This window comes from Sphingomonas sp. FG14, assembly GCF_057809675.1.
Map to the genome: position 1 here is coordinate 146,105 of NZ_JBMDKK010000002.1, position 20,462 is coordinate 166,566.

16 protein-coding genes are annotated in these 20,462 nt (G+C 66.0%); 9 read left to right on the top strand and 7 right to left on the bottom strand.

The features are described 5' to 3' along the window. The first annotated feature begins 635 nt into the window (after positions 1 to 635). The 3 genes from ACODTA_RS08870 (at position 636) to katG (ending at position 7,474) form a co-directional block, all read left to right on the top strand. Positions 636 to 2,876: a TonB-dependent receptor plug domain-containing protein gene (locus ACODTA_RS08870; RefSeq protein ID WP_489065541.1), complete on the top strand. Its 2,241-nt coding sequence runs from the start codon at positions 636 to 638 to the stop codon at positions 2,874 to 2,876. Positions 2,877 to 2,989: 113 nt separating this feature from the next. Further along, the gene (locus ACODTA_RS08875; RefSeq protein ID WP_489065543.1) at positions 2,990 to 5,098 is read left to right on the top strand and encodes a phosphocholine-specific phospholipase C; all 2,109 of its coding nucleotides are present in this window, start codon (positions 2,990 to 2,992) and stop codon (positions 5,096 to 5,098) included. Between the two features lie 156 nt (positions 5,099 to 5,254). Continuing rightward, positions 5,255 to 7,474: a catalase/peroxidase HPI gene (gene katG / locus ACODTA_RS08880; RefSeq protein WP_489065544.1), complete on the top strand. Its 2,220-nt coding sequence runs from the start codon at positions 5,255 to 5,257 to the stop codon at positions 7,472 to 7,474. A 49-nt stretch (positions 7,475 to 7,523) separates the two neighbouring features. Here the strand turns inward: katG and ACODTA_RS08885 are convergent, their stop codons facing one another. From ACODTA_RS08885 to ACODTA_RS08895, 3 genes are read right to left on the bottom strand one after another with little or no spacing between them, the layout of a single operon-like run. Further along, positions 7,524 to 8,489: an MBL fold metallo-hydrolase gene (locus ACODTA_RS08885; protein WP_489065545.1), complete on the bottom strand. Its 966-nt coding sequence runs from the start codon at positions 8,487 to 8,489 to the stop codon at positions 7,524 to 7,526. Further along, entirely contained in the window at positions 8,486 to 8,854 is a 369-nt protein-coding gene (locus ACODTA_RS08890) for a PaaI family thioesterase (RefSeq protein WP_489065546.1), read from the bottom strand. The genes ACODTA_RS08885 and ACODTA_RS08890 overlap by 4 nt, the downstream gene beginning before the upstream one ends. Beyond that, positions 8,854 to 10,017, bottom strand: coding sequence for an acyl-CoA dehydrogenase family protein (locus ACODTA_RS08895; RefSeq protein ID WP_489065547.1), 1,164 nt, complete (start codon positions 10,015 to 10,017; stop codon positions 8,854 to 8,856). Before ACODTA_RS08895 ends, ACODTA_RS08890 begins: the two co-directional genes overlap by 1 nt. Before the next feature lie 238 nt (positions 10,018 to 10,255). Between ACODTA_RS08895 and ACODTA_RS08900 the strand changes: the two genes are divergently transcribed. From ACODTA_RS08900 to ACODTA_RS08925, 6 genes are all read left to right on the top strand, one after another. After that, positions 10,256 to 11,740, top strand: a complete 1,485-nt coding sequence (locus tag ACODTA_RS08900; protein ID WP_489065548.1) for a 3-oxoacyl-[acyl-carrier-protein] synthase III C-terminal domain-containing protein — start codon at positions 10,256 to 10,258, stop codon at positions 11,738 to 11,740. Further along, a complete protein-coding gene (locus ACODTA_RS08905; RefSeq protein ID WP_489065549.1) occupies positions 11,733 to 12,932 on the top strand; it encodes an acetyl-CoA acetyltransferase in 1,200 nt (399 codons plus the stop codon). Before ACODTA_RS08900 ends, ACODTA_RS08905 begins: the two co-directional genes overlap by 8 nt. A 28-nt stretch (positions 12,933 to 12,960) precedes the next feature. Next, positions 12,961 to 13,734: an SDR family NAD(P)-dependent oxidoreductase gene (locus tag ACODTA_RS08910; RefSeq protein WP_489065550.1), complete on the top strand. Its 774-nt coding sequence runs from the start codon at positions 12,961 to 12,963 to the stop codon at positions 13,732 to 13,734. Positions 13,735 to 13,783: 49 nt separating this feature from the next. Then, positions 13,784 to 14,527 carry an enoyl-CoA hydratase/isomerase family protein gene (locus ACODTA_RS08915; protein WP_489065551.1) on the top strand — a complete coding sequence of 248 codons (744 nt, stop codon included), beginning with the start codon at positions 13,784 to 13,786 and terminating at the stop codon, positions 14,525 to 14,527. Positions 14,528 to 14,627: 100 nt separating this feature from the next. Next, positions 14,628 to 15,809, top strand: a complete 1,182-nt coding sequence (locus ACODTA_RS08920; protein WP_489065552.1) for a cytochrome P450 — start codon at positions 14,628 to 14,630, stop codon at positions 15,807 to 15,809. A 322-nt stretch (positions 15,810 to 16,131) separates the two neighbouring features. Then, the gene (locus tag ACODTA_RS08925) at positions 16,132 to 17,361 is read left to right on the top strand and encodes an acetyl-CoA hydrolase/transferase C-terminal domain-containing protein (RefSeq protein WP_489065553.1); all 1,230 of its coding nucleotides are present in this window, start codon (positions 16,132 to 16,134) and stop codon (positions 17,359 to 17,361) included. Here ACODTA_RS08925 and ACODTA_RS08930 read toward each other — a convergent pair. The 4 genes from ACODTA_RS08930 to ACODTA_RS08945 form a co-directional block, all read right to left on the bottom strand. Then, complete coding sequence (locus ACODTA_RS08930) at positions 17,350 to 18,540, bottom strand: acyl-CoA dehydrogenase family protein (protein ID WP_489065554.1); 1,191 nt, start codon at positions 18,538 to 18,540, stop codon at positions 17,350 to 17,352. The genes ACODTA_RS08925 and ACODTA_RS08930 overlap by 12 nt on opposite strands. A gap of 14 nt (positions 18,541 to 18,554) precedes the next feature. Next, positions 18,555 to 19,175: a TetR/AcrR family transcriptional regulator gene (locus ACODTA_RS08935; protein ID WP_489065555.1), complete on the bottom strand. Its 621-nt coding sequence runs from the start codon at positions 19,173 to 19,175 to the stop codon at positions 18,555 to 18,557. Between the two features lie 175 nt (positions 19,176 to 19,350). After that, positions 19,351 to 20,049: an SDR family NAD(P)-dependent oxidoreductase gene (locus ACODTA_RS08940; RefSeq protein ID WP_489065556.1), complete on the bottom strand. Its 699-nt coding sequence runs from the start codon at positions 20,047 to 20,049 to the stop codon at positions 19,351 to 19,353. Beyond that, positions 20,049 to 20,462, bottom strand: a complete 414-nt coding sequence (locus ACODTA_RS08945; RefSeq protein ID WP_489065557.1) for a VOC family protein — start codon at positions 20,460 to 20,462, stop codon at positions 20,049 to 20,051. The genes ACODTA_RS08940 and ACODTA_RS08945 overlap by 1 nt, the downstream gene beginning before the upstream one ends.

The window sequence follows — 20,462 nt, forward strand, 5'->3', positions numbered from 1 at the left end:
ATGCGAGCGTTGAATTCATTGCACTGCAACATGAACCCGCGCTTTGGCGCGGACTCCCGCGTTTTCGGCGATTCCGCACGAAGTGCGGATCTGCGATCCTCAAATATACACCAAAGCCCTACTCATTCCGGTTAACGAATCGACTCGACTTTGAGTCCTTCCCCTGAGATGCTTGGAGCGGGCAAGGCTGCGGTTTCGTGGCGGCCCGCTCTGTGGGGATGGAGCGATGTGGGGCGTTGTTGTGCTGGTCTCGGCAGTGGTCGGGGCGCTGTGTTTTCTGATCGCCTGTATCTGGCTGGTCAGATTGTTTCTGATCGCACCGACGGGATATCAGGATGACACGGGTTTCCATCTGGGAGATCCGTCGCCTGGCGCGGATTCATATCCGAAGGGGTTGCGCGATCGATCCCGAATCGCGCGCCGATTCGGGATGCCGGATCCGATGAGCACCAGGCCGGATCAGGACGGGTCGGCGCGTGGCGCGACGAACGGACGCAATCGCACAAAGGCGTGATGATCGCGCATCGCCACCACCGGTGCCGCGGTGTGGTGTCGCCAAATCTTCATCTGGCTTACATCGAAATCACAAGAGCCCTGAACGCTGCTGACGCATTGAGCGGCTAGCGGCGGCGCGCATGCCGAGATGCGGCGCGGGAGAGGAGACCCGCGTCTCGTCGCGGCAGGTCGCACTCAATCAGGGGTATTTCAACATGAGGAAATTCGCCGCGTCGCGCGCCATGATGGCGCTCGGCCTTTTGCTTTGCACCACGGCTTTGCCCGGTGTCGCTTTCGCGGCCGGGAACGACAATGACGCGCCGGCGGACGCCGATTCCGATCAGGAGATCGTCGTGCGCGGCGAACATGTGGTGGCGACGCAGCTCGCCGACAGCGCGATCGAGTTCGGCAACAACGTCCAGATCGTCGACGCCCAGCAGATCGCCATGACGGGCGCCACCAATTTCGCGGAGTTGGCGCAGTTCCTGATCAAGGGCGCCAATATCGGCTATTCGCCGGACGAGGGCGAATACACCATCCGCCTAGACGGCGGCGGCGATCGCGATACGCTGGTCGTGCTCGATGGCGTGCCGCTCTACGATCGCGGGCCGGCGCTGGAGGATATCTGGGGCAGCACGACGATCGATCCGCATATGATCGAGCGTGCCGAGGTGTTTCGCGGCGGCAACAGCCTGTTCTTCGGCAGCAATGGCGGCATCGGTGTGATCAGCCTGGTGACCAAGCGGCCGGACGGCACCAGCAAGTTCGAGCTGGGCGCGCAATATGGCGCGTTCAACACGCGCGAGGTGTGGGGCAATGGCAGCTTCCCGATCGACGCGGAGGGGCGCCATAGCGTCATGATCTATGGCGGCACGATCCAGACCGACGGGCCGCGCATCTTCGCGCCCGAATCCTATGTCGACAATGTCGCGGCCGCCGGGGGGATCCAGAAATATCCGCTCAACCGCAGCAATGTCGGCATCAAATATCTGTGGAAGCTCGACGACAAGAGCGAGTTTCGCGTGAACGGCCAATATACCCAGATCGAGTTCCAGGATCCCTTCCCGGACAACGAGACCTATTCGCCCAACCGCGTACGTTATCCGATCGTCGATTTCACGCTCGACCGGCGCTGGTCCGACGCGCTTTATACCGAGGTCGCGGGTTATTGGAGCAATCCCAAGCTCAACAATACCGAGACCTTCGCCGAGATCTGCAAGATCAGGACGGGCTGCGCCGATCCGACGACGGGCAAGGCGATCCCCTTCGGCAGCGCGACCGGCAAGTCGATCCCCTATGCCAACAAGGGTTTCGGCAAGGATTCGAAGGTGGCGGGTTTCCGGGAGCTCGGGCTCAACATCCGCAACACGCTTTCGATCCCCGGCGCGCTGGAGGTGGTCGGTGGCGTCCAGATCGTCTCGTACCGCAATGATTCCGATCCGGTCTTTCCGGTCTCGAACGAATCGAACACGATCACCGGCGTCTATGCCGATTTCCGGCCGGTGATCCCGTTCAGCAGGAACACCAAGCTCTCGCTGGCTGTCCGCACCGATTTCGCCGACAGCTTCGGATCGCGCACGATCTGGAAATTCGGCTTCCGCCAGCCGATCGGCGACTTCTACGTCCGGGGCAATGGCGGCACGTCCTACAGCCTGCCGCGCACCAACGAGCTGTTCTCGGACAGCCCCACGGTTGTCGGCAATCCCGATCTGAAGACCGAGACCACCGAAACATATAATGGCGCGATCGGCTTTTCGAAGGCGTTCGGCGGCGTTCAGGTGAATGCCGAGATCGGCGCGTTCCGCACCGATATCTCGAACCGCATCCAGACGACCTCCGGCCTGACGCCCAACACCTATTTCAACAATGACCGTGTGACCGAGATCCGTGGCCTGACCGCCGATCTGGACATCAATGTCGGCAAGGGCTTCACCTTCAACATCAACTATACCAAGCAGCGTGCGCGGCTTGACGGCACCAAGCTGCAGATCAACGAGACGCCCGAATATATGATCGGCAGCACGATCGCCTGGCACAGCCCGGACGATCGCTTCCACGTCACGCTTTACGGCCGCTACCAGGGGCCGGAATGGGCGACGGGCGGCGTGAACAACGCGCTCCGCTACAATTTCGGCAATTATTTCCTGGCCAATGGATCGATCGGCTATTGGCTGGGCGACGAGCGGCAGCACCGCTTCCAGCTCCGCATCGTCAACCTCTTCGACAAACATTATGCCGAGCGCTACGGCTATGGAAACCAGCGCTTCGGATCGGCCTTCAATCGTGGCGAGATCGCGCTCAACAGCCCGCAATATTTCTACGGCTATGAGTTCGAGGGCAAGCCGCGCAGCGTCTACGTTTCCTACACCACCAAATTCTGATCGTTCGGCCGGGCGGATCGCGCGATCCTGGATCGCGCGGTCCGTTCCGGATATCTGCTATCGCATCGCTGTCGGCGGCTTGCCCGTGCGATGCTCCAATCGGAGACTGTCGGATGACCTCGTCACGGCGTAATTTCCTGAAAGCTGCCGGCGTCGCCGGTTCCCTGGCCGCGATCCCCGCGAGCATCGGCCGCGCGCTCGCCATTCCGGCGCGGCGCACCACGGGCACGATCAAGGACGTGCGCCACATCGTCATCCTGATGCAGGAGAACCGGTCCTTCGATCATTATTTCGGCACGATGAAGGGTGTGCGCGGCTTTGGCGATCGCCACCCGATCCCGCTGCCCGGCGGCAAGCCGGTCTGGGCGCAGCATAATGGCGCGCGCGAACTGCCGCCCTTTCATCTGGATACGGAGCGGACCAACGCGCTGAAGGTGCCGGGCACCCCGCACAGCTTCGCCGACGCGCAGGCGGCGTGGGACCAGGGCAGGTTCGGCCGCTGGCCCAAGTTCAAGACCGATTATTCGATGGGCTATTATCGCCGCGAGGACATTCCCTTCCAGTTCGCGCTGGCGGAGGCGTTCACCATCTGCGACGCCTATCATTGCTCGATCACCACCGGCACCGATCCCAACCGCATCGTCTTCTGGTCGGGTTCCGCCTTCGATCCTGCGATGCGCGCCAGGGGCATCAATTGCCGCGACACCCATTCCGAACCCAACAACCTGCGCTGCTGGATCAAGGGCGCGCTGCCCGAGCCCGGCTACACCTATGCCGGCAACGCGCTCGAATGGCCGACGATTCCGGAAGTGCTGGAAGCCGCCGGCATCGACTGGCGCATCTATCAGGACCCCAACGACAACTGGACCGGCGCGATGCACGGCGGGCTGGCGTTCAGAGGGTTCCGCGAGGCGAAGCCCGATTCCGCGCTCTACCGGCGCGGCATGAGCGAATTCTCGCTCGAGCGGCTGGCGCAGGACGTGCGCGACGGCGCCTTGCCGGCGGTCTCCTGGGTGCTGCCGCCCAAGCAATGGTCCGAACATCCGTCGGCCTCGACGCCGATCGAGGGGGCTGCCTTCACCGCGCGCGTGCTCGATGCGCTCACCGCCAATCCGGACGTGTGGAGCGGCACGGTCTTCTTCCAGACCTTCGACGAGAATGACGGGCTGTTCGATCATCTGCCGCCCGCGGCCCCCCCGTCCTACAATCCCGACGGCAGCCTGGCCGGCGGCGCGACGCTGAGCCTGCCCGGCCATTATTTCGACGATCATGAGGATAAATACACGTCGCGCGACGATGTCGGCACCGGCACCACGCGCCCCTGGGGGCTGGGCCCGCGCGTGCCCATGTATGTGGTCTCGCCGTGGAGCAAGGGCGGCTGGGTGAGCAGCGAGGTGTTCGATCACACCTCGGTCGGCCGTTTCCTCGAGAAGCGCTTCGACATCACCATTCCCGCGATCAGCCCCTGGCATCGCGCGGTCTGCGGCGATCTGACCTCCTGCTTCGATTTCGCCGGCCCGGAGGATGCGGCCTTTCCCGCGCTGCCAGACGTCAGCAAGGCGACCGAGATCCTCGACGGCCATCTCCAGCGGCCCAAATTGCTGCCGCCGCGCGCACCGCAGGCGCTGTTCCAGGAAGCGGGCGTGCGGCGCTCGCGTGCGCTGCCCTATGCGCTGCATGTCGATGCCGGCATCGGCGGGGCGGGCGATGCGCTCAGCCTGTCCTTCGTCAACGAAGGCAGCGTCGGCGCGGTGTTCCATGTCTATGATCGCATCAATCTCGATCGCATCCCGCGCCGCTACACGGTGGAAGCGGGCAAGTCGCTCGCCGACCGGTGGATGGGGAGCGCCGCAGGTGAATGCGACCTGTGGGTGCTCGGCCCCAACGGCTTTCTCCGCCATGTGAAGGTGGTGCTCGGCAAGGCGGCCGGCCTGCCGATCCCGCAGGCCCGCTACGATCGCAAGGGCGGCGCGCTGACATTGGCGTGGCGCAATGCGGGCGACCGGCCGGCGACGGTCAGGCTGGGCGAGGACGCCTATGGCAAATCGCCCGCCCGGACGGTGACGGTTGCGGCGAAGGGGCAGGCGACGGAGCGCTGGCCGGTCTCCGAAACCCATGGCTGGTATGATCTGACGATCGCGATGGACGGCCTGGAGATGCGGCTGGCGGGGCGTATCGAAACCGGCCGTCACGGCATCAGCGACCCGTTGATGACGGCTTAGAATCGATCCGGACGCGCGATGGATTCGATCAATCCATCGCGCGTCCGGGATATTGTGATCGATTTTCTAATTCTCTCTGATGGACACGGATCGTTTCCCGCAGGCGCGTTACAGGCATAGTCTGCTGCCAGCGGGGAATCGGAGAGGAGCAATTCCATGGATGCGACGACAAGCGGCAGCCCATTGAGCGATCCGGGCAAGGAGCCCGCGGCACTGCGATCGCTGCTGGGCCGAACCAACCGGGACTGGTGGCCCAACCAGCTCTCGCTCGACATCCTTCACCAGAACGGCCTGACCGGCAATCCGATGGGCGACGGCTTCGATTATGCTAAGGCGTTCAAGTCGCTCGACTATGCGGCGGTGAAGGCGGATCTCCACGCGCTGATGACCGACAGCCAGCCCTGGTGGCCGGCGGATTACGGTCATTACGGCCCCTTCTTCATCCGCATGGCCTGGCACAGCGCGGGCACCTATCGCACCGGCGACGGCCGTGGCGGCGCATCGTCGGGATCACAGCGCTTCGCGCCGCTCAATAGCTGGCCCGACAACGCCAATCTCGACAAGGCGCGCCGCCTGCTCTGGCCGATCAAGCAGAAATATGGCCGCAAGCTTTCCTGGGCCGATCTGCTGATCCTGGCGGGCAATGTCGCGATCGAATCGATGGGCGGACCGGTCTTCGGCTTCGGCGGCGGGCGCGAGGACGTGTTCGAGCCCGAAAAGGACATTTACTGGGGCACCGAGGAAGAATGGCTGGGCGCCACGCGGATCGAGGAGGAATCGGGCAGGGCGCTCGAAAACCCGCTCGCCGCGATCCAGATGGGCCTGATCTACGTCAATCCCGAGGGGCCGGGCGGCAAGCCCGATCCGATGATGTCGGCGCGCGACATCCGCGAGACGTTTGCCCGCATGGCGATGGATGACGAGGAGACGCTGGCGCTGACCGCCGGCGGCCACACCTTCGGCAAATGCCATGGTGCCGGCGACGCCTCGAAGGTCGGCGCAGAGCCCGAGGGCGCGGATATCGCGCAGCAGGGGCTCGGCTGGCAGAGCGGCCATGAAAGCGGCGTGGGCGATCACACCATCACCAGCGGTCTCGAAGGACCGTGGACGCCGACGCCGATCCAGTGGTCGATGAACTATTTCCGCATGCTGCTCGACTATGAGTATGATCTGGTGAAAAGCCCGGCCGGCGCATGGCAATGGCAGCCCAGGGACCAGAAGCCGGAGGACATGGCGCCCGGCGCGCATAGCCCGGATCGGCGCGTGCCGACGATGATGACCACCGCCGACATGGCGTTCAAGGTCGATCCGAAATATCGCGAGATATCCGAACGGTTCCGCGCCAATCCCGACCAGTTCGCCGATGCCTTCGCGCGTGCCTGGTTCAAGCTGACGCATCGCGACATGGGGCCGAAGGTTCGCTATCTCGGGCCGGAGGTGCCGGCCGAGGACCTGATCTGGCAGGATCCGATCCCGGCGGTGGACCATGCGCTGATCGGCGATGCCGAGATCGCCGATCTCAAGCGCAGCATCCTCGCATCGGGGCTGAGCGTCGCCGACCTCGTCCAGACCGCATGGGCGTCCGCCTCCACCTTCCGTGGTTCGGACAAGCGCGGTGGCGCGAACGGCGCGCGCATCCGCCTGGCGCCGCAAAAGGACTGGGCGGTCAATCAGCCCGATCAACTCGCCCGCGTGCTCGGGGTGCTTGAAACCATCAAGGGTGATTTCGACGGTGCGGCGCAAGGCAACGTGAAGGTCAGCCTGGCCGATCTGATCGTACTGGGCGGCGGCGCCGCGATCGAAAAGGCGGCGAAGGATGCCGGCCATGACGTGACGGTGCCGTTCACGCCCGGCCGCGCCGACGCGACGCAGGAACAGACCGATGTCGAAAGCTTCGAGCCGCTGGAGCCCAAGGCGGATGGCTTCCGCAATTACCTGTCGGTGCGCTTCAGCGTGCCCACGGAGGAGTTGCTGATCGACCGCGCCCAGTTGCTCGGTCTCAGCGCGCCGGAGATGACGGTGCTGGTGGGCGGCCTGCGCGTGCTCGGCGCCAATCATGGCGGTTCACGGCATGGCGTGCTGACCGATCGGCCGGGCCAGCTCACCAACGACTTCTTCGTCAACCTGCTCGACATGGGCACGGCGTGGAAGGAAGTCAGCGATCGTGGCGACGAGGTGTTCGTCGGCACCTGCCGCGCGACCGACGCCGAGAAATGGACCGCCACCCGCACCGATCTGGTGTTCGGTTCGAACTCGCAGCTTCGCGCCTTGTCCGAAGTCTATGCGGCGAGCGATGCCGGCGAGAGTTTCGTCGCCGATTTCGTCGCCGCCTGGACGAAGGTGATGAACGCGGACCGCTTCGACCTCCGCGCCTGAGGGCGCGCGGCCCCTGCCATGGCTTACCCGCGCCATGGCAGGGGCGTCGTCAGAAGCGCTGCATGTCGTTCGCGATGATGACCGGCCCGTCATAGCGCCTGGCGATATCCGCCACATAAGGCAGCGCCGCGTCTTCCCTGGTGCCGGCCAGATGCGAGACGATCACCGCGCCTACGCCCGCGCGGCGCGCCATGTCGCCGATTTCGGCGGGCACCAGATGCTGTTTCTCGAAATGCTCCGCCCATTCGGCCTTGGCCTGCGGCGAGATGGTCTTCGAGAATGCCTCCAGCCTGACCAGCGTGTTGGGCAGATCGATCAGCTCCGCGACCAGCAGGTCCGCGCCCGCCGCGAGTTTTTCCACCGCCGGGGACGGGCCGGTGTCTCCGGTGAACACGATCGACCGGTCGGGCAGGTCGAACCGGTAGGAGAGCGACTGGTGCCGCGCATGTTCGGGGCTGCCGGGCGGAAAGCTGTAATGGCTGTTCACCACCGCCGAGACGGCGAGGCCGCCGATCCTGACGATTGAATTGTCGGTCAGCTCCACCACCTCGATATTCCGCGCGGGCGGAACATGGCGCTCGCCGGGCACGCCGTAGCGGACGGCCGCGCTCGGCTCCATCGCGGCGAGCAGCCCGTTCACCAGGTCCCTCGTGCCGCGCGGGCCATGGATGGTGAGCGGGCCGGGCGTGTCGAGCTGGAAGCGCAGGCCGAGCACGGCGAACAGCCCGCCGATATGATCGAAATGGAGATGGGTTAGGAAGATGCCGCGCAGCGAGGCGAAGCTTGCGCCGGCCGCCGCCATGGCGTCCGCCGCGCCATCGCCGCTGTCGATCAGGTAGGAGTCGGCGCCGTTGGTCAGCAGGTTGGCGGGCTGCGAGCGGATCGGGCTGGGCAAGGGGCCGCCAAGCGTGCCCAGGGTGACAAGTTCGAAACGGCCCGGCTGTTCGGCGGCGGCATGGGCCGGGGCCAGCCAGCACAGCAGCGCCGCCAGCAGGGCAAGACAGGTGCGTGTCATGCCGCCTCTCCCGAGATCGCGAGCGTCGCCGATGCCGTCGCGAGCAGCCGTCCGCCGCCTTCGATCCGTGCTTCGGCGAAGATCAGGCGCCGGCCGGCCGAAACGATCCGCCCGCGCGCGATGATCGGGCCCGTGGCGAAGGGGCGCAGGAAACTGGTCCTGAGCTCCGCCGTCCGCACATTGCCTCCACCGAGATGATGCATGGCGATGCGAGCCATCGCGACGTCCGCGAGCGTGAGATAGATGCCGCCATGGACGAGGCCGAGATCGTGATGATGGCGATCGTCGATGTCGAGCGCGACGGCGAAGCCATCGCCCTCCATGCCGATCAGGCGCAGGCCCAGCAGTGCGTTGAGGCCGCTCATCAGCGCGGCAGCTTCAGCAGGTTGGCGATGTTGTTGCGCTGGATCGCCGAGGATCCGCCCAGGATCGGCATCACCAATATGTCGCGGACATAACGTTCCATGTCGAAATCGCGGACATAGCCATAGGCGCCCAGGATCTGCTGGCAGGAGAGCACGATGTCGCGCGCGGTGTCGCACACGAACAGCTTGGCCATCGCGGTCTCCACCGCCGCCGGCTGATGCGCGTCGATCAGCGCGGCGGCGTTGTATGTCATCAGCCGGCAGGCCTCGAAGCGAGTCCGGGCGTCGGCGAGCATGTGGCGGATCGACTGGATGGTGCAGATCGGCTTGCCGAACTGGACGCGCTCCTGCGCATAGGCCCAGGCATCCGCGATGGCGCCGCGCGCGATGCCCAGCGCCATCGCCGCCACCTCGATCTTCTCGACGTCCAGGCCAGGCCCCACCAGCTTCGCCCAGCCCTGTCCGATGCCCTCCTCCCCGCCGACGACATTGGCGACGGGAATGCGGACATCGTCGAAGGTCACGTCGAACGTGCCGCCGCCCTTCAGCCCCAGCGTGTCCTGCGGCTCCAGCGTCACGCCCGGCGCGTGCGGCGGGATCAGCACGAGCGACAGGTTGCGGTATCGCTCCTCCGCCGGGCCGGTGCGGACCAGCGCATAGATATAATCGGAAATGGCGGCGCCCGAGCAGAAGCGCTTGCTGCCGCGGATCACCAGTTCGTCGCCGTCCCGCCGCGCCGTGGTGCGCACCGAGGCAAGGTCGGCGCCGACATCGGGCTCGGTGAAGCCATAGGCGAACATCAGCCCTTCCGATGCCACGCGCGGCAGCAATTCGCGGCGTTGCGCGTCCGATGCGACCTCGACCAGGTTGAGCCCGGCATAGCAGCTCGACTGGATATAGGCGCAGCCGACTGCCATGCTGCGCGAGCACAATTCCTCGATCGTCACGATCGTCGCGGTGATGTCGCGCCCGCTGCCGCCATATTGCTCCGGAACGGTCAGGCCGGTCAGCCCCAGTTCGGCGAGCTTCAGGTGAACCTCGCGCGGGAAATGATTCTCCTTGTCCCAGCGGCCGACCTTGTCGCGTGGCATCTCCTTGTCGATGAAGCGGCGCAACGTCTCGCGCAGCATGGTGATATGTTCCGCTTCGCCCGCCGCGTTCATCGATCGGTCTCGCTTCCTGGCCCGGTGATTGACTGGCTGGCGAGGCTAGGAAGCGCCTCCCTCACATCAAACTCGCAATCGGTCGCGATCCTGTAGGTCGCGATCCGCGCGCATGCGGCCGAGCGAAAGTGCAAGGCGATGCGAGTTCAAGCTGAGCGGGCGGGCCGATAGCCGGATCGCAGTTCGACGGGCGGCGCCGAAGCGTGGCCGTTCCCTCTTCGCCAATCGGGAGTCAGCCTTGCAGAAACGCGGCATCATGTCGTTCGGCGCCTATGTTCCGCGCCGCCGGCTCGATCGGAAGACGATCGCACAGGCCAATGCCTGGGCCAGCCCCGGACTGGTGAACGCCGCGCGCGGCGCCCGCGCGATGTGCGCGCATGACGAGGACAGCATCACCATGGCGGTGGCGGCGGGCAGGGCGGTGCCGTTCGCCGGGGCCGGCGACGCGCCGGTCACCGCGCTCCGCTTCGCGTCCACCACCATGCCCTTCGCCGACCGGCTGAACGCCACGCTGATCGGCGAGGCATTGTCGCTGCCCGCGACGATCCGCACGGCCGACCTGTCCGGATCGCTGCGATCGGGCGTGGGCGCGCTGCTCGGCGCGATCGAGGCGGGCGGCGACGAACTCGTCATCGCGGCCGACAACCGGCAGGCGCGCCCGGGCAGCCCGCAGGAACTCAGGCTGGGGGACGGCGCCGCCGCCATCCTCGTCGGATCGCGCGACCTGATCGCCGAATATGTGGCGTCGCAATCGGTCTCGGTCGATTTCAACGATCATTATCGTTCGCGCGACGCCCGGTTCGATTATGTGCTGGAGGAACGCTGGGCGCGCGAGCTCGGCCAGTTCGGGATCATCCCGCCGCTCGTCTCCGCCTTGCTCGAAAAGGCGGGCGTGGCCGCGGCGGACCTCGGCCATTGCGTGTTCGCGCATTTTTCGGCGCAGGAAGCGCAGGCGGTGGCGAAACGCTGCGGCATCGCCGCCGAAGCCGTCGTCTCGGATCTGCATGGCGAGGTGGGAGACACCGGCACGGCGCATCCGCTGCTGCTGCTGACCAAGGCGTTGCAGGCGGCCGCGCCGGGCGAATTGATCCTGCTGCTCGGCTATGGCCATGGCGCGGAGGCGATCCTGCTGCGCGCCACCGACCGCATCGGCGAGGCCCGCGCGATGACCGGGGCCGATGCCCAGGTGGCCAGCGGCGTCGCCGACCGCAATTATCTGCGCTTCCTCTCCTTCAACGGCCTGCTCCAGATGGATTGGGGCATGCGCGCGGAACGCGACAACCGCACCGCGCAATCGGCCTTTTTCCGTCATCGCCAGACCGTCACCCAGGCGGTGGGCGGGCGCTGCGCCGCGTGCGGCACGCCCCAGTTTCCGCGTTCGCGGGTGTGCGTGAACCCCGAATGCCATGCGACCGACACACAGGAACCGGAAGCCTTCGCCGACAAGCGCGCGACCGTGAAGTCCTTCACCGAGGACTGGCTGGGCCTCTCGTTCAATCCGCCGCTGATGTACGGCAATATCCGCTTCGAGGGCGGCGGCGTCGCCATGCTGGAGTTCAGCGATTTCGAACCCGGCGAGCTTCATGTCGGCGCGCCGCTGGAACTCGCCTTCCGCATCAAGGACGTGGACGAGAAGCGCGGTTTCCGCCGCTATTGCTGGAAAGCGATCCCGCCCCGCGCCGCCACCGCACCATCCACATCGCAGGAGTCGGCCCATGGCTGAGGGTATCCGGGACAAGGTCGCCATTCTGGGCATGGGGTGCAGCCGCTTCGGCGAACGCTGGGATTGCAGCGCCGAGGACCTGATGGTCGAATCCTTCGCGGAGGCGCTGGCCGATGCCGGGATCGAGCAGGATCGGATCGAGGCGGCGTGGTTCGGCATGTCGGTCGACGAACATGGGCTCGGCAAGTCCGCGCTGTCGCTCACCTCCGCGCTGCGTCTGCCCAATATCGCGGCGACCCGCGTCGAGAATATGTGCGCCACGGGGACGGAGGCGCTGCGCGGCGCCGTCTATGGCGTCGCCTCCGGCGCCTATGACATCGCGCTCGCCATGGGTGTCGAAAAGCTGAAGGACACCGGCTATGGCGGCCTGCCTGAACGCACAAAGGGCACGTTCGAGGATCTCTGGTTCCCCAGCGTCACCGCGCCGGGCAGCTTCGCCCAGTTCGCCAGCGCCTATGTCGCGCGCCACGGCATCGACATGGACGGGCTCAAGGAAGCGATGGCCCATGTCTCGTGGAAGAGCCACGAGAATGGCGCGCGCAATCCAAAGGCGCATCTGCGTTCGCGCGTCAGCAAGGAGAAGATCCTGGCCGCGCCGATGATCGCCTATCCGCTGGGCCTCTATGACTGTTGCGGGGTCAGCGACGGATCGGCCTGCGCGATCGTCACGACCCCGGCGATCGCGGAGAGGCTGGGGCGCACCGGCCCGCTCGTCACCGTCAAGTCGATGCAGCTCGCGCTCAGCAACGGATCGGAAGTCGGGTTCGACGGCTGGGACGGCAGCTATGCCGTGACCACGCGGCTGGCCGCCCAGCGCGCCTATCGGGAGGCCGGCATCCGCGACCCGCGCGCCGAGCTCGACCTGATCGAGGTGCATGACTGTTTCTCGATCACCGAACTGGTGACGATGGAGGATCTCGGTCTGGCCGATCCGGGGCAGGGGTGGCGCGCGGTGCTGGCCGGCAGCTTCGACAGCACGGGCCAGGTGCCCTGCAATATCGACGGCGGCCTCAAATGCTTCGGTCATCCGATCGGGGCCACCGGCCTGCGCATGGCCTATGAGGTCTATCAGCAGCTTCGCGGCAATGCGGGGGAGCGGCAGCTCGGCAGCCCCCGGCTTGGCCTCACCCACAATCTCGGCGGCTATCCCAACAAGAATGTCTGCAGCATCTCGATCCTCGGGACGTGCTGAGCTTGACCAGAATGACAGGACTTCCCGCATGAGCGAACCCTATCGGCTGGACGGCCGCACCTATATCGTCACCGGCGGCGCGCAGGGCGTCGGCCGCGCCCTGGTCGAATTCGGCCTGGCGCGCGGTGCCAATGTCGTGATGGTCGATATCAACACGGCGCTGCTCGATCAGGCGGCCGCCGAGATCGCGAACCCCAGGTTGCTGGCGCTGACCGTCAATGTCGCGGTCGAGGCGGAGGTGGAAGCGATGGCGGATCAGGCCGTCGCGCGCTTCGGCGATCTGCACGGGCTGATCAACAATGCCGGCATCGTCCGCGCCGCGATGGCGCACGAGATGGAACTCGCCACCTGGCAGCAGGTGATCGACGTCAACCTGACCGGGGCGTTCCTCTGCCTGCGCGCGGTCGGCCGCAGGCTGATCGACAGGGCCGGTCGCGGCGATCCCGTGTCTGGGCGGATCGTCAACATCTCCTCGGATGCCGGGCGCCGGGGAACGATCGGCCAGATCAACTATGGCGCCGCCAAATCGGGCGTGCTCGGCCTCACCATGAGCGCGGCGCGCGAATGGGCGCGCCACGGCATCACCGTGAACAGCATCTGCTACGGCGTCGTCGAAACGCCGATGACCGACACCATCCGCACCGAGAAGTTCCGTGACCGCTATCTGCGCCAGATCCCGCTGGGCCGTTTCTGCGACGCGGCCGAAGTGGCGCCCGCGACATGGTTTTTTCTGACCGACGCCGCCAGCTACATCACCGGCCAGCACCTCTCGGTCGATGGCGGTTTCCACATTGCGGCCTGAGAGTCCGTTTGAGAAAGCCGGTACCGGCCCGCTCCCTCACCCCGATGGGTTGGTCATCGAACGGGCGGGCGCGATCCTGCACATCCGGCTGGACCGGCCGGCGGCGCGCAACGCGCTCACCCCGGCCATGTATGACGGCATGCGCGCGGCGATCGCGGCGGCGTCGGCCGACGAAGCGATCAGGGCCGTCCTGGTCACGGCGGCGGGTCCCTCCTTTTGCGCGGGCAATGACGCGGCCGGTTTCGAACGCGTGCGCCACCTGCCCAGGGACGAGCGCCCCGGCTACCGGTTCATGACCGCGCTGCTCGATTGCCCGAAGCCTCTTGTCGCGGCGGTCTCGGGCAATGCGGTGGGCATCGGCGCGACGATGCTGCTGCATTTCGACCTTGTCTATTGCGCGCCGGGCACGCGTTTCCACCTGCCGTTCACGCGGCTGGGGCTCGTGCCCGAATTCGCCTCTTCCTATCTGCTGCCGCGCATGGCGGGCCATGCCCGCGCCGCGCGGTGGCTGCTGCTCGGCGATCCCATGGATGCGGGGGATGCGCTCGATATCGGCCTCGTCACCGAATGCGTCACCGATATGTCCCCGGATGACCATGCGCGCGCGGCGGCCGAGCGGCTGGCCGCGCTGCCCGCGGCGGCGGTGGCGTCGAGCCGGGCGCTGATGCGCGCGCCGAAGCGGCGTGACGTCGCGGAGATCATGGCGACCGAGATGGACCGGCTCTCCGAACGGCTGGCGAGCGAGGAGACCCGTGCTCTGATCGCGAGGCTGGCGTCGCCGAACCGGAAATGAGCCCAATGCGAGGTGCTCGGCCGATGCGCTCTGATAGCCTGCCGGAAACAGCCCCGCCGTCAAAGCGGCCGTCGCGGCGATCTCGGGATGAGGAATGACCATGGGTATTGATTACTCCCCCTATAACGAGGCGCTGTGGGCCGATCCCTGGCCCATCTATGCCCGGATGCAGGACGAGGCGCCGGCCTGTTATATTGAGGATCTCGACTGCTGGGCGCTGTCCCGCTTCGAGGATGTCTGGCAGGCGAGCATGGATCGCGCGTCCTTCACCGCCAGCCATGGCACGTCGACCGACGCGCTGTTCCTGTCGTCCGATCCGCCGCCGGCGGTGTTCCTGTTCATGGATCCGCCCCAGCATGCGAAACACCGCAACCTGATCGCGCGCGCCTATACCAAGGACAAGATCGCGACGATCGACGACCATGTCCGCCAGGTCGTCCGTCGGCTGATGGCGCCGATGCTGGAGGAGGGGCGGCTCGACGTCCATCGCCTCGCCAGCCGCACCGCGCTCGAGATCATCGCCGCCTTTGTCGGGCTGAGGATCGAGGAGGTGCTGCGGATCCGCGACTGTATCGATCGTTTCTACACGCGCGAGCCGGGTGTGCGCGGCACCACCGAGGCGGGCGGGCGGGCCTTTGCCGAGGCGCATGATTATATCGTCGGCCTGATCGAGCAGTATCGCCGATCGCCGCCGGCCGAACACAGCCATATCGTCGCCTGGCTCAATGCCGGTTTCGACGAGGGGCTGAGCGTCGACCAGCTTTTCTTCAACATCTTCGCGATGATCATCACCGGATCGGATACGGTGCCGCTGTCGACCGCGGGATGCATCTACCAGCTCGACCGGCATCCCGATCAGCTTTCGGCGTTGCGCGACGATCCGGCGCTCGCCGCCGGCGCCTTCGAGGAAGCCGTGCGCTTCGATCAGCCGACCAACCTGCTCGGCCGCCGGCTGGTGCGCGACCTGCCGCTCCATGGCGAGACGATGCGCGCGGGGCAGTCGGTGCTGTTCCTCTACGCCGCCGCCTGCCGTGACGGGCGCGAGTTCGCCGATCCGCATCGTTTCGATATCCGGCGAATCCAGCGGCGCAACCTGTCGTTCGGCACGGGCCTGCATTTCTGCCTGGGCCAGCATCTCGCCCGGCTCGAAGGGCGCATCCTGATTGAGGAGATGCTGGGCGCGATCGATGCGTTCGAGGTCGAGCGCGACGGGTGCCGCCGCATCGTCGGCGAATTCCTGCAGGGCTTCAATTCGGTGCCGATCCGTTTTCGTCCTCGTTGAGGAAGGGCGATGCGCGTGTTCGTATGGATTCCGGCTTTCATATCGCTGCCGCCACCAGATCCGCTCGGGCTGAGCCTGTCGAAGCCCTGTCCTTCTCCTTCGAGCCAAAGGAAAAACAGGGCTTCGACAGGCTCAGCCCGGACGGTTGGAGGGCTTGTGCGTTATCCGGACGCCAAGTGTGCCGGGCATTTCCCGTTCAATCATTCGCTTCTCCGAAAGCCCGGACACCTTTGCGCGAACGCGAGAATGAGGTGATGGGCGTTTGCTCGCTCGTGCATGTCGGAAATCGCCTGAACCTCTTCGATGCCGGGCGAGACGCGTCATGGCGGTGAGGCAGGTCGGCCTGGACGCCGTGCCGGTGCTGCTGGCCCGGTCCGAACGGTTGTTCATGCCCGGCACCAGCGGCGAACCCGCCGCGCTGCATGCACTGGCCGCGACATCGCCGGAGAGTTTCGCCCATCTCTCCGTGCTGACCTCGTTCGTGTCGGGCCTCAATCGCTTCGACGGGCCGGCGCTTCGCGCCTCCGGTAATGTCACCGGCTTCTTCCCGGCCGGGCGCGGCGGGCCGGCGCGCTATCGGCAGCTTTGCGCGACCTATTCGGGCATCACGCAAGAGATCGGCCGGTTCGCGCCCGACATCCTGTTCGTTCCCGTCAGCCCGCCCGATCGCGCCGGCATGGTCTCGACCGGGCTGTGCGCCGAGTTCTTCGAAGCCGCGATGGCGAGCGCATCATGCCGGGTCGCGCTCATCCAGCCCGATATGCCCGTTCTCCCGGATGGCCTCGCTTTCGCGCTGGACGCCTTCACCCATGTCGTTCGTGACGGTCCGGCGGCGCCGGCGGTCCATGAGGGCGCGGATGGCGGCGATCCGGTGGCCGATGCGATCGCCGGCCATGTCGCGCGGCTGATCCGGGACGGTGATACGGTGCAGGCGGGGATCGGCCGGATACCCGCCCGCGTCTTCGCGCGTCTCACGGGGCGTCGGCGATTGCGGCTCCATTCGGGCCTGCTGAGCGATCCGCTGCGTATCCTGACGGAAGCGGGCGCGCTCGATCCCGACAGTCCGGTCTGCTGCGCCACGATCGTCGGATCACGCGGCTTCCAGCGCTGGCTCGATGGTCGGCCGGGGATCGCGCTGCGCGCGATCGCCCACACCCATGGCTTTGCCACGCTCGCCGCGATCGACGGGTTCGTCGCGGTGAATTCGGCGCTGGAGGTCGATCTGTCCGGTCAGGTCAATGCGGAAAGGGTGGGTGGCAGAGCCGTGAGCGCGCGCGGTGGCCTGCCGGATTTCGCGGCGGCGGCACACCGCTCGCGGGGAGGGCTGTCGATCGTCGCGCTCCCATCGACGGCGAACGGGCGCTCGCGCATCGTCGCGCGGCTTGGGGCAGGTGTTCCGGTCAGCGTGGCGGGGCATGATGTCGATATCGTCGTCACCGAACATGGCGCCGCCGATCTGCGCGGCAAGGACGCGGAGGAAAGGGCGCGCGCGATCGTCGCGGTCGCGGCGCCAGAACAGCGCCGCGACTTGTTGGCAACATTAGAAGCGTAAGGGCAGGCCGAGCTCGCGACGCGCAATGATGTTCTTCTGGATCTCCGATGATCCGGCGCCGATCGTATCGAGCGCGGTCGCGCGGTAGGACCATTCCCATTTGCCGGCGGCGGGCGCCTGCGGGTCGGCCTTGTGGAGCAGGCCGTCCGCGCCCAGGCTGTCCAGCGCGAAATCGGCGATCCGTTGATGCAGGCCCGTGCTGTAGAGCTTGCACATCGCGGCCTCGACCGTCGGCACTCCCCCTTGCGATGAGGCATGGATCACCCGGCGCTGCAGCATCTTCGACAGTTCGACATCGGCCGTCAGGCGGGCCAGTTTCCGGCGGACATCGGGGCGGGCGGCGATCGCCGGGCGGTTGTCGCCCTCGGCGCAGAGCAGGGTGCGCAGCGCCTTCAATTTCTCTTCGAGCGGGCTGAAGGTGTAGAAGGTGAAACGCTCATAATCGAGCGCCTCGCAGATATAGGTCCAGCCCTTGTTGACCTCGCCCACCACATAGTCGTCGCTGACGAAGACATTGTCGATGAACACCTGGTTGGTCACATGCTCGCCCATCGTCTCGATCGGATGGATGGTGATGCCGGGCTGGTCCATCGGCAGCAGGAACAGGCTGATGCCCTTGTGCTTCGGCGTGTCGAAATCGGTGCGCGCGGCCAGCCAGTACCAGTCGGCGAAATGCGCCGATGTCGTGAACATCTTCTGGCCGTTGAGCTGCCAGCCATTCTCGACGCGATCGGCGCGCAGCCTGAGCGCGGCGAGGTCCGATCCGGCATGCGGTTCCGTATAGCCCAGCGCGAACTCGACCTCCGCCTTCAGGATGCGCGGCAGGAATTCGTGCTTCAGCCTGTCGGAACCGTGGCGGATCAGGGTTTGCCCGACACAGCCCACGCCCTTGCCGATCAGCGGGGCGCCGACGCGGGACAATTCCTCGTTGAGCAGATATTCGTAGATGCCGGGCCGGCCCTGCCCGCCATATTCGCGAGGCCAGGAGAGGCCGAGATAGCCGCGCCGCGCCAGTTCGCGGTTGAACGCCTTGCGCGCGGGGGTGTCGGCCAGGATCGAATCGGATTCCCGTTCGGGGCACATGATATCGGCCGCGTCGGGCCATTGCCTGACCTCGTCCAGGAACGCGCGGACTTCGCCGATGAATGCCTGTTGATCCGCGTCGAAATCGAAATCCACCCCAAGCCTCCGGTCTATTTCGTGAGATATTTGACGACCGGGTCGGCGATATGATCGACAAGCTGTTCGTCGGTGATGAGGATCGAATTCTCCTCGAGATAGGCGTCGATGCTGCCCACCACGAGATGCTGGGCGACGAACATGGCGATCTCCAGATCCTCCACCATGATCTCGTCGCGATGCTGGTGGTAGAAAGTGCGCACCGTGTTGTAGAGGAATTTCTCGGTGGTCACGCTGCGCGAGAGCCGGCCGAGCTTGGGCACCTGGCGTGGCAGCAGCATGAAGATGAAATTATGCTCGCGCCGGGTTTCCAGGATCACCGCGATGATCGTCCGGATCGCCTCCGGCAGCGGCTTGCCCATATTGGCGAGGATGCATTCGCGCAGCACCTCCGTCGCCTTGGACACCGCGTTTTCGACGAGTGCGGCGGCGATCGCCTCCTTGCTGGAGAAATACTGGTAGAGCGATCCGATGCTGACGCCGGCGACCTCCGCGATATGGTTGGTCGTGGCGGCGTCGTAGCCGCTCTTGATGATGATCGACTCGGCGGCGCCCAGGATGCAGTCGACGGTGAACTGCGCCCTTTGCTGCTGCGGAACCTTGCGCGGCGAGAGTTCTGCGATCTGATGCTCCATCACGGCTTCCCTCCTGTTTCCGTCGATCGGAAGCGTCCGGTTTCGCCCGGATCTGAACGGTTTCCGACAGGAGATCATTAAAACTGAAAAAAGCTCACATTAAAGTCGTATTTTGCGATGGCGCGGGCTTGAGCGTTCCAAGGTGCGGATGCGTCAGCATCCCTGCACCTTGATATCAAGGCTCGATGAAGCCGAGATCGGCCTGGATCATCGATCCGTTCACCACTGGATTGTGCGCGGCGTGGAACAGCAGTTCGGCGATCTCCCCGGGCGCGATCAGGCGCTTTTGCGTGACCAGCGACGCAAGATGGCTCAGCGCCTCGCCGCCATAGCCCTGCAGCATCTCGGTATTGGTGAAGCCGGGGCAGATGCAGGCGGTGTGGATGCCGGTTCCGGCCAGATCCTGCGCGGTGCTGCGCATCAGCCCGGCCACCGCGTGCTTGCTCGTTGCATAGGCGGCCATGCCGCGCGTGGCACGCTGGCTGAGCGTCGATCCCACATAGAGGATCGACGAACCCGGCCGCATCAGCGGGAGCACGATACGATTGAGCGCGGCCGGCGCCACGACATTGATCTCGAGCGCGCGGCGCAGGCCGGCGATGTCGATCTCGGCGGTGCCGCCCGGCACCTGCAGGGCGCTGTTGTGGATCAGGCAGATGGAGTCGCTTTCGCCGATCGCCGCGCGCAGGGGTTCGGCCGCGGTCTCCGCCCATGCGGGATCGGCGAAGTCGGCCGCGATATCGGTGACGTGGGGAAGCGCGGCCGGCGAGCGCGACAGATTCACGATGCCGTAGCCTGCCTCGGCGAAGCGGCTGGCGGTCGCATGACCGATGCCCCGGCTGCCGCCCGTGATCACCAACGTCTTGCCGGACATCATTCCCCTCCATTCCCGATCTGCATCAATTCGATGACATTGCCGTCCGGATCGGCGATGAGCGCCGCCCGCACGCCGGGGTGGGGCTCCACGATAGGCTGGACGATCCTCGCCCCCGCCCGGGCGCATTCATCGATCACCGTGGCAAGGTTGTCGATCAGTATCGCGCAATAGCGCAGGCCGGTGACGGCGGACCATTGCGCATCGCCGGCCGGCCGGGGCGTCGCCGCCGGAATATAGAGGCGAAGCGTCGATTGCCCGCAACCGATGCGGCGGATCCGCGCGCCGTCCGGCAATGTCACCTCTCCGGTCAGCGGCAGGCCGAGCAGACCGCTGTAAAAGCCGATCATCGCATCCTCATTGGCGGTGACGATGCCGAGATCGATGCTGTCCCTGGCCAGTTTGACGCCCAT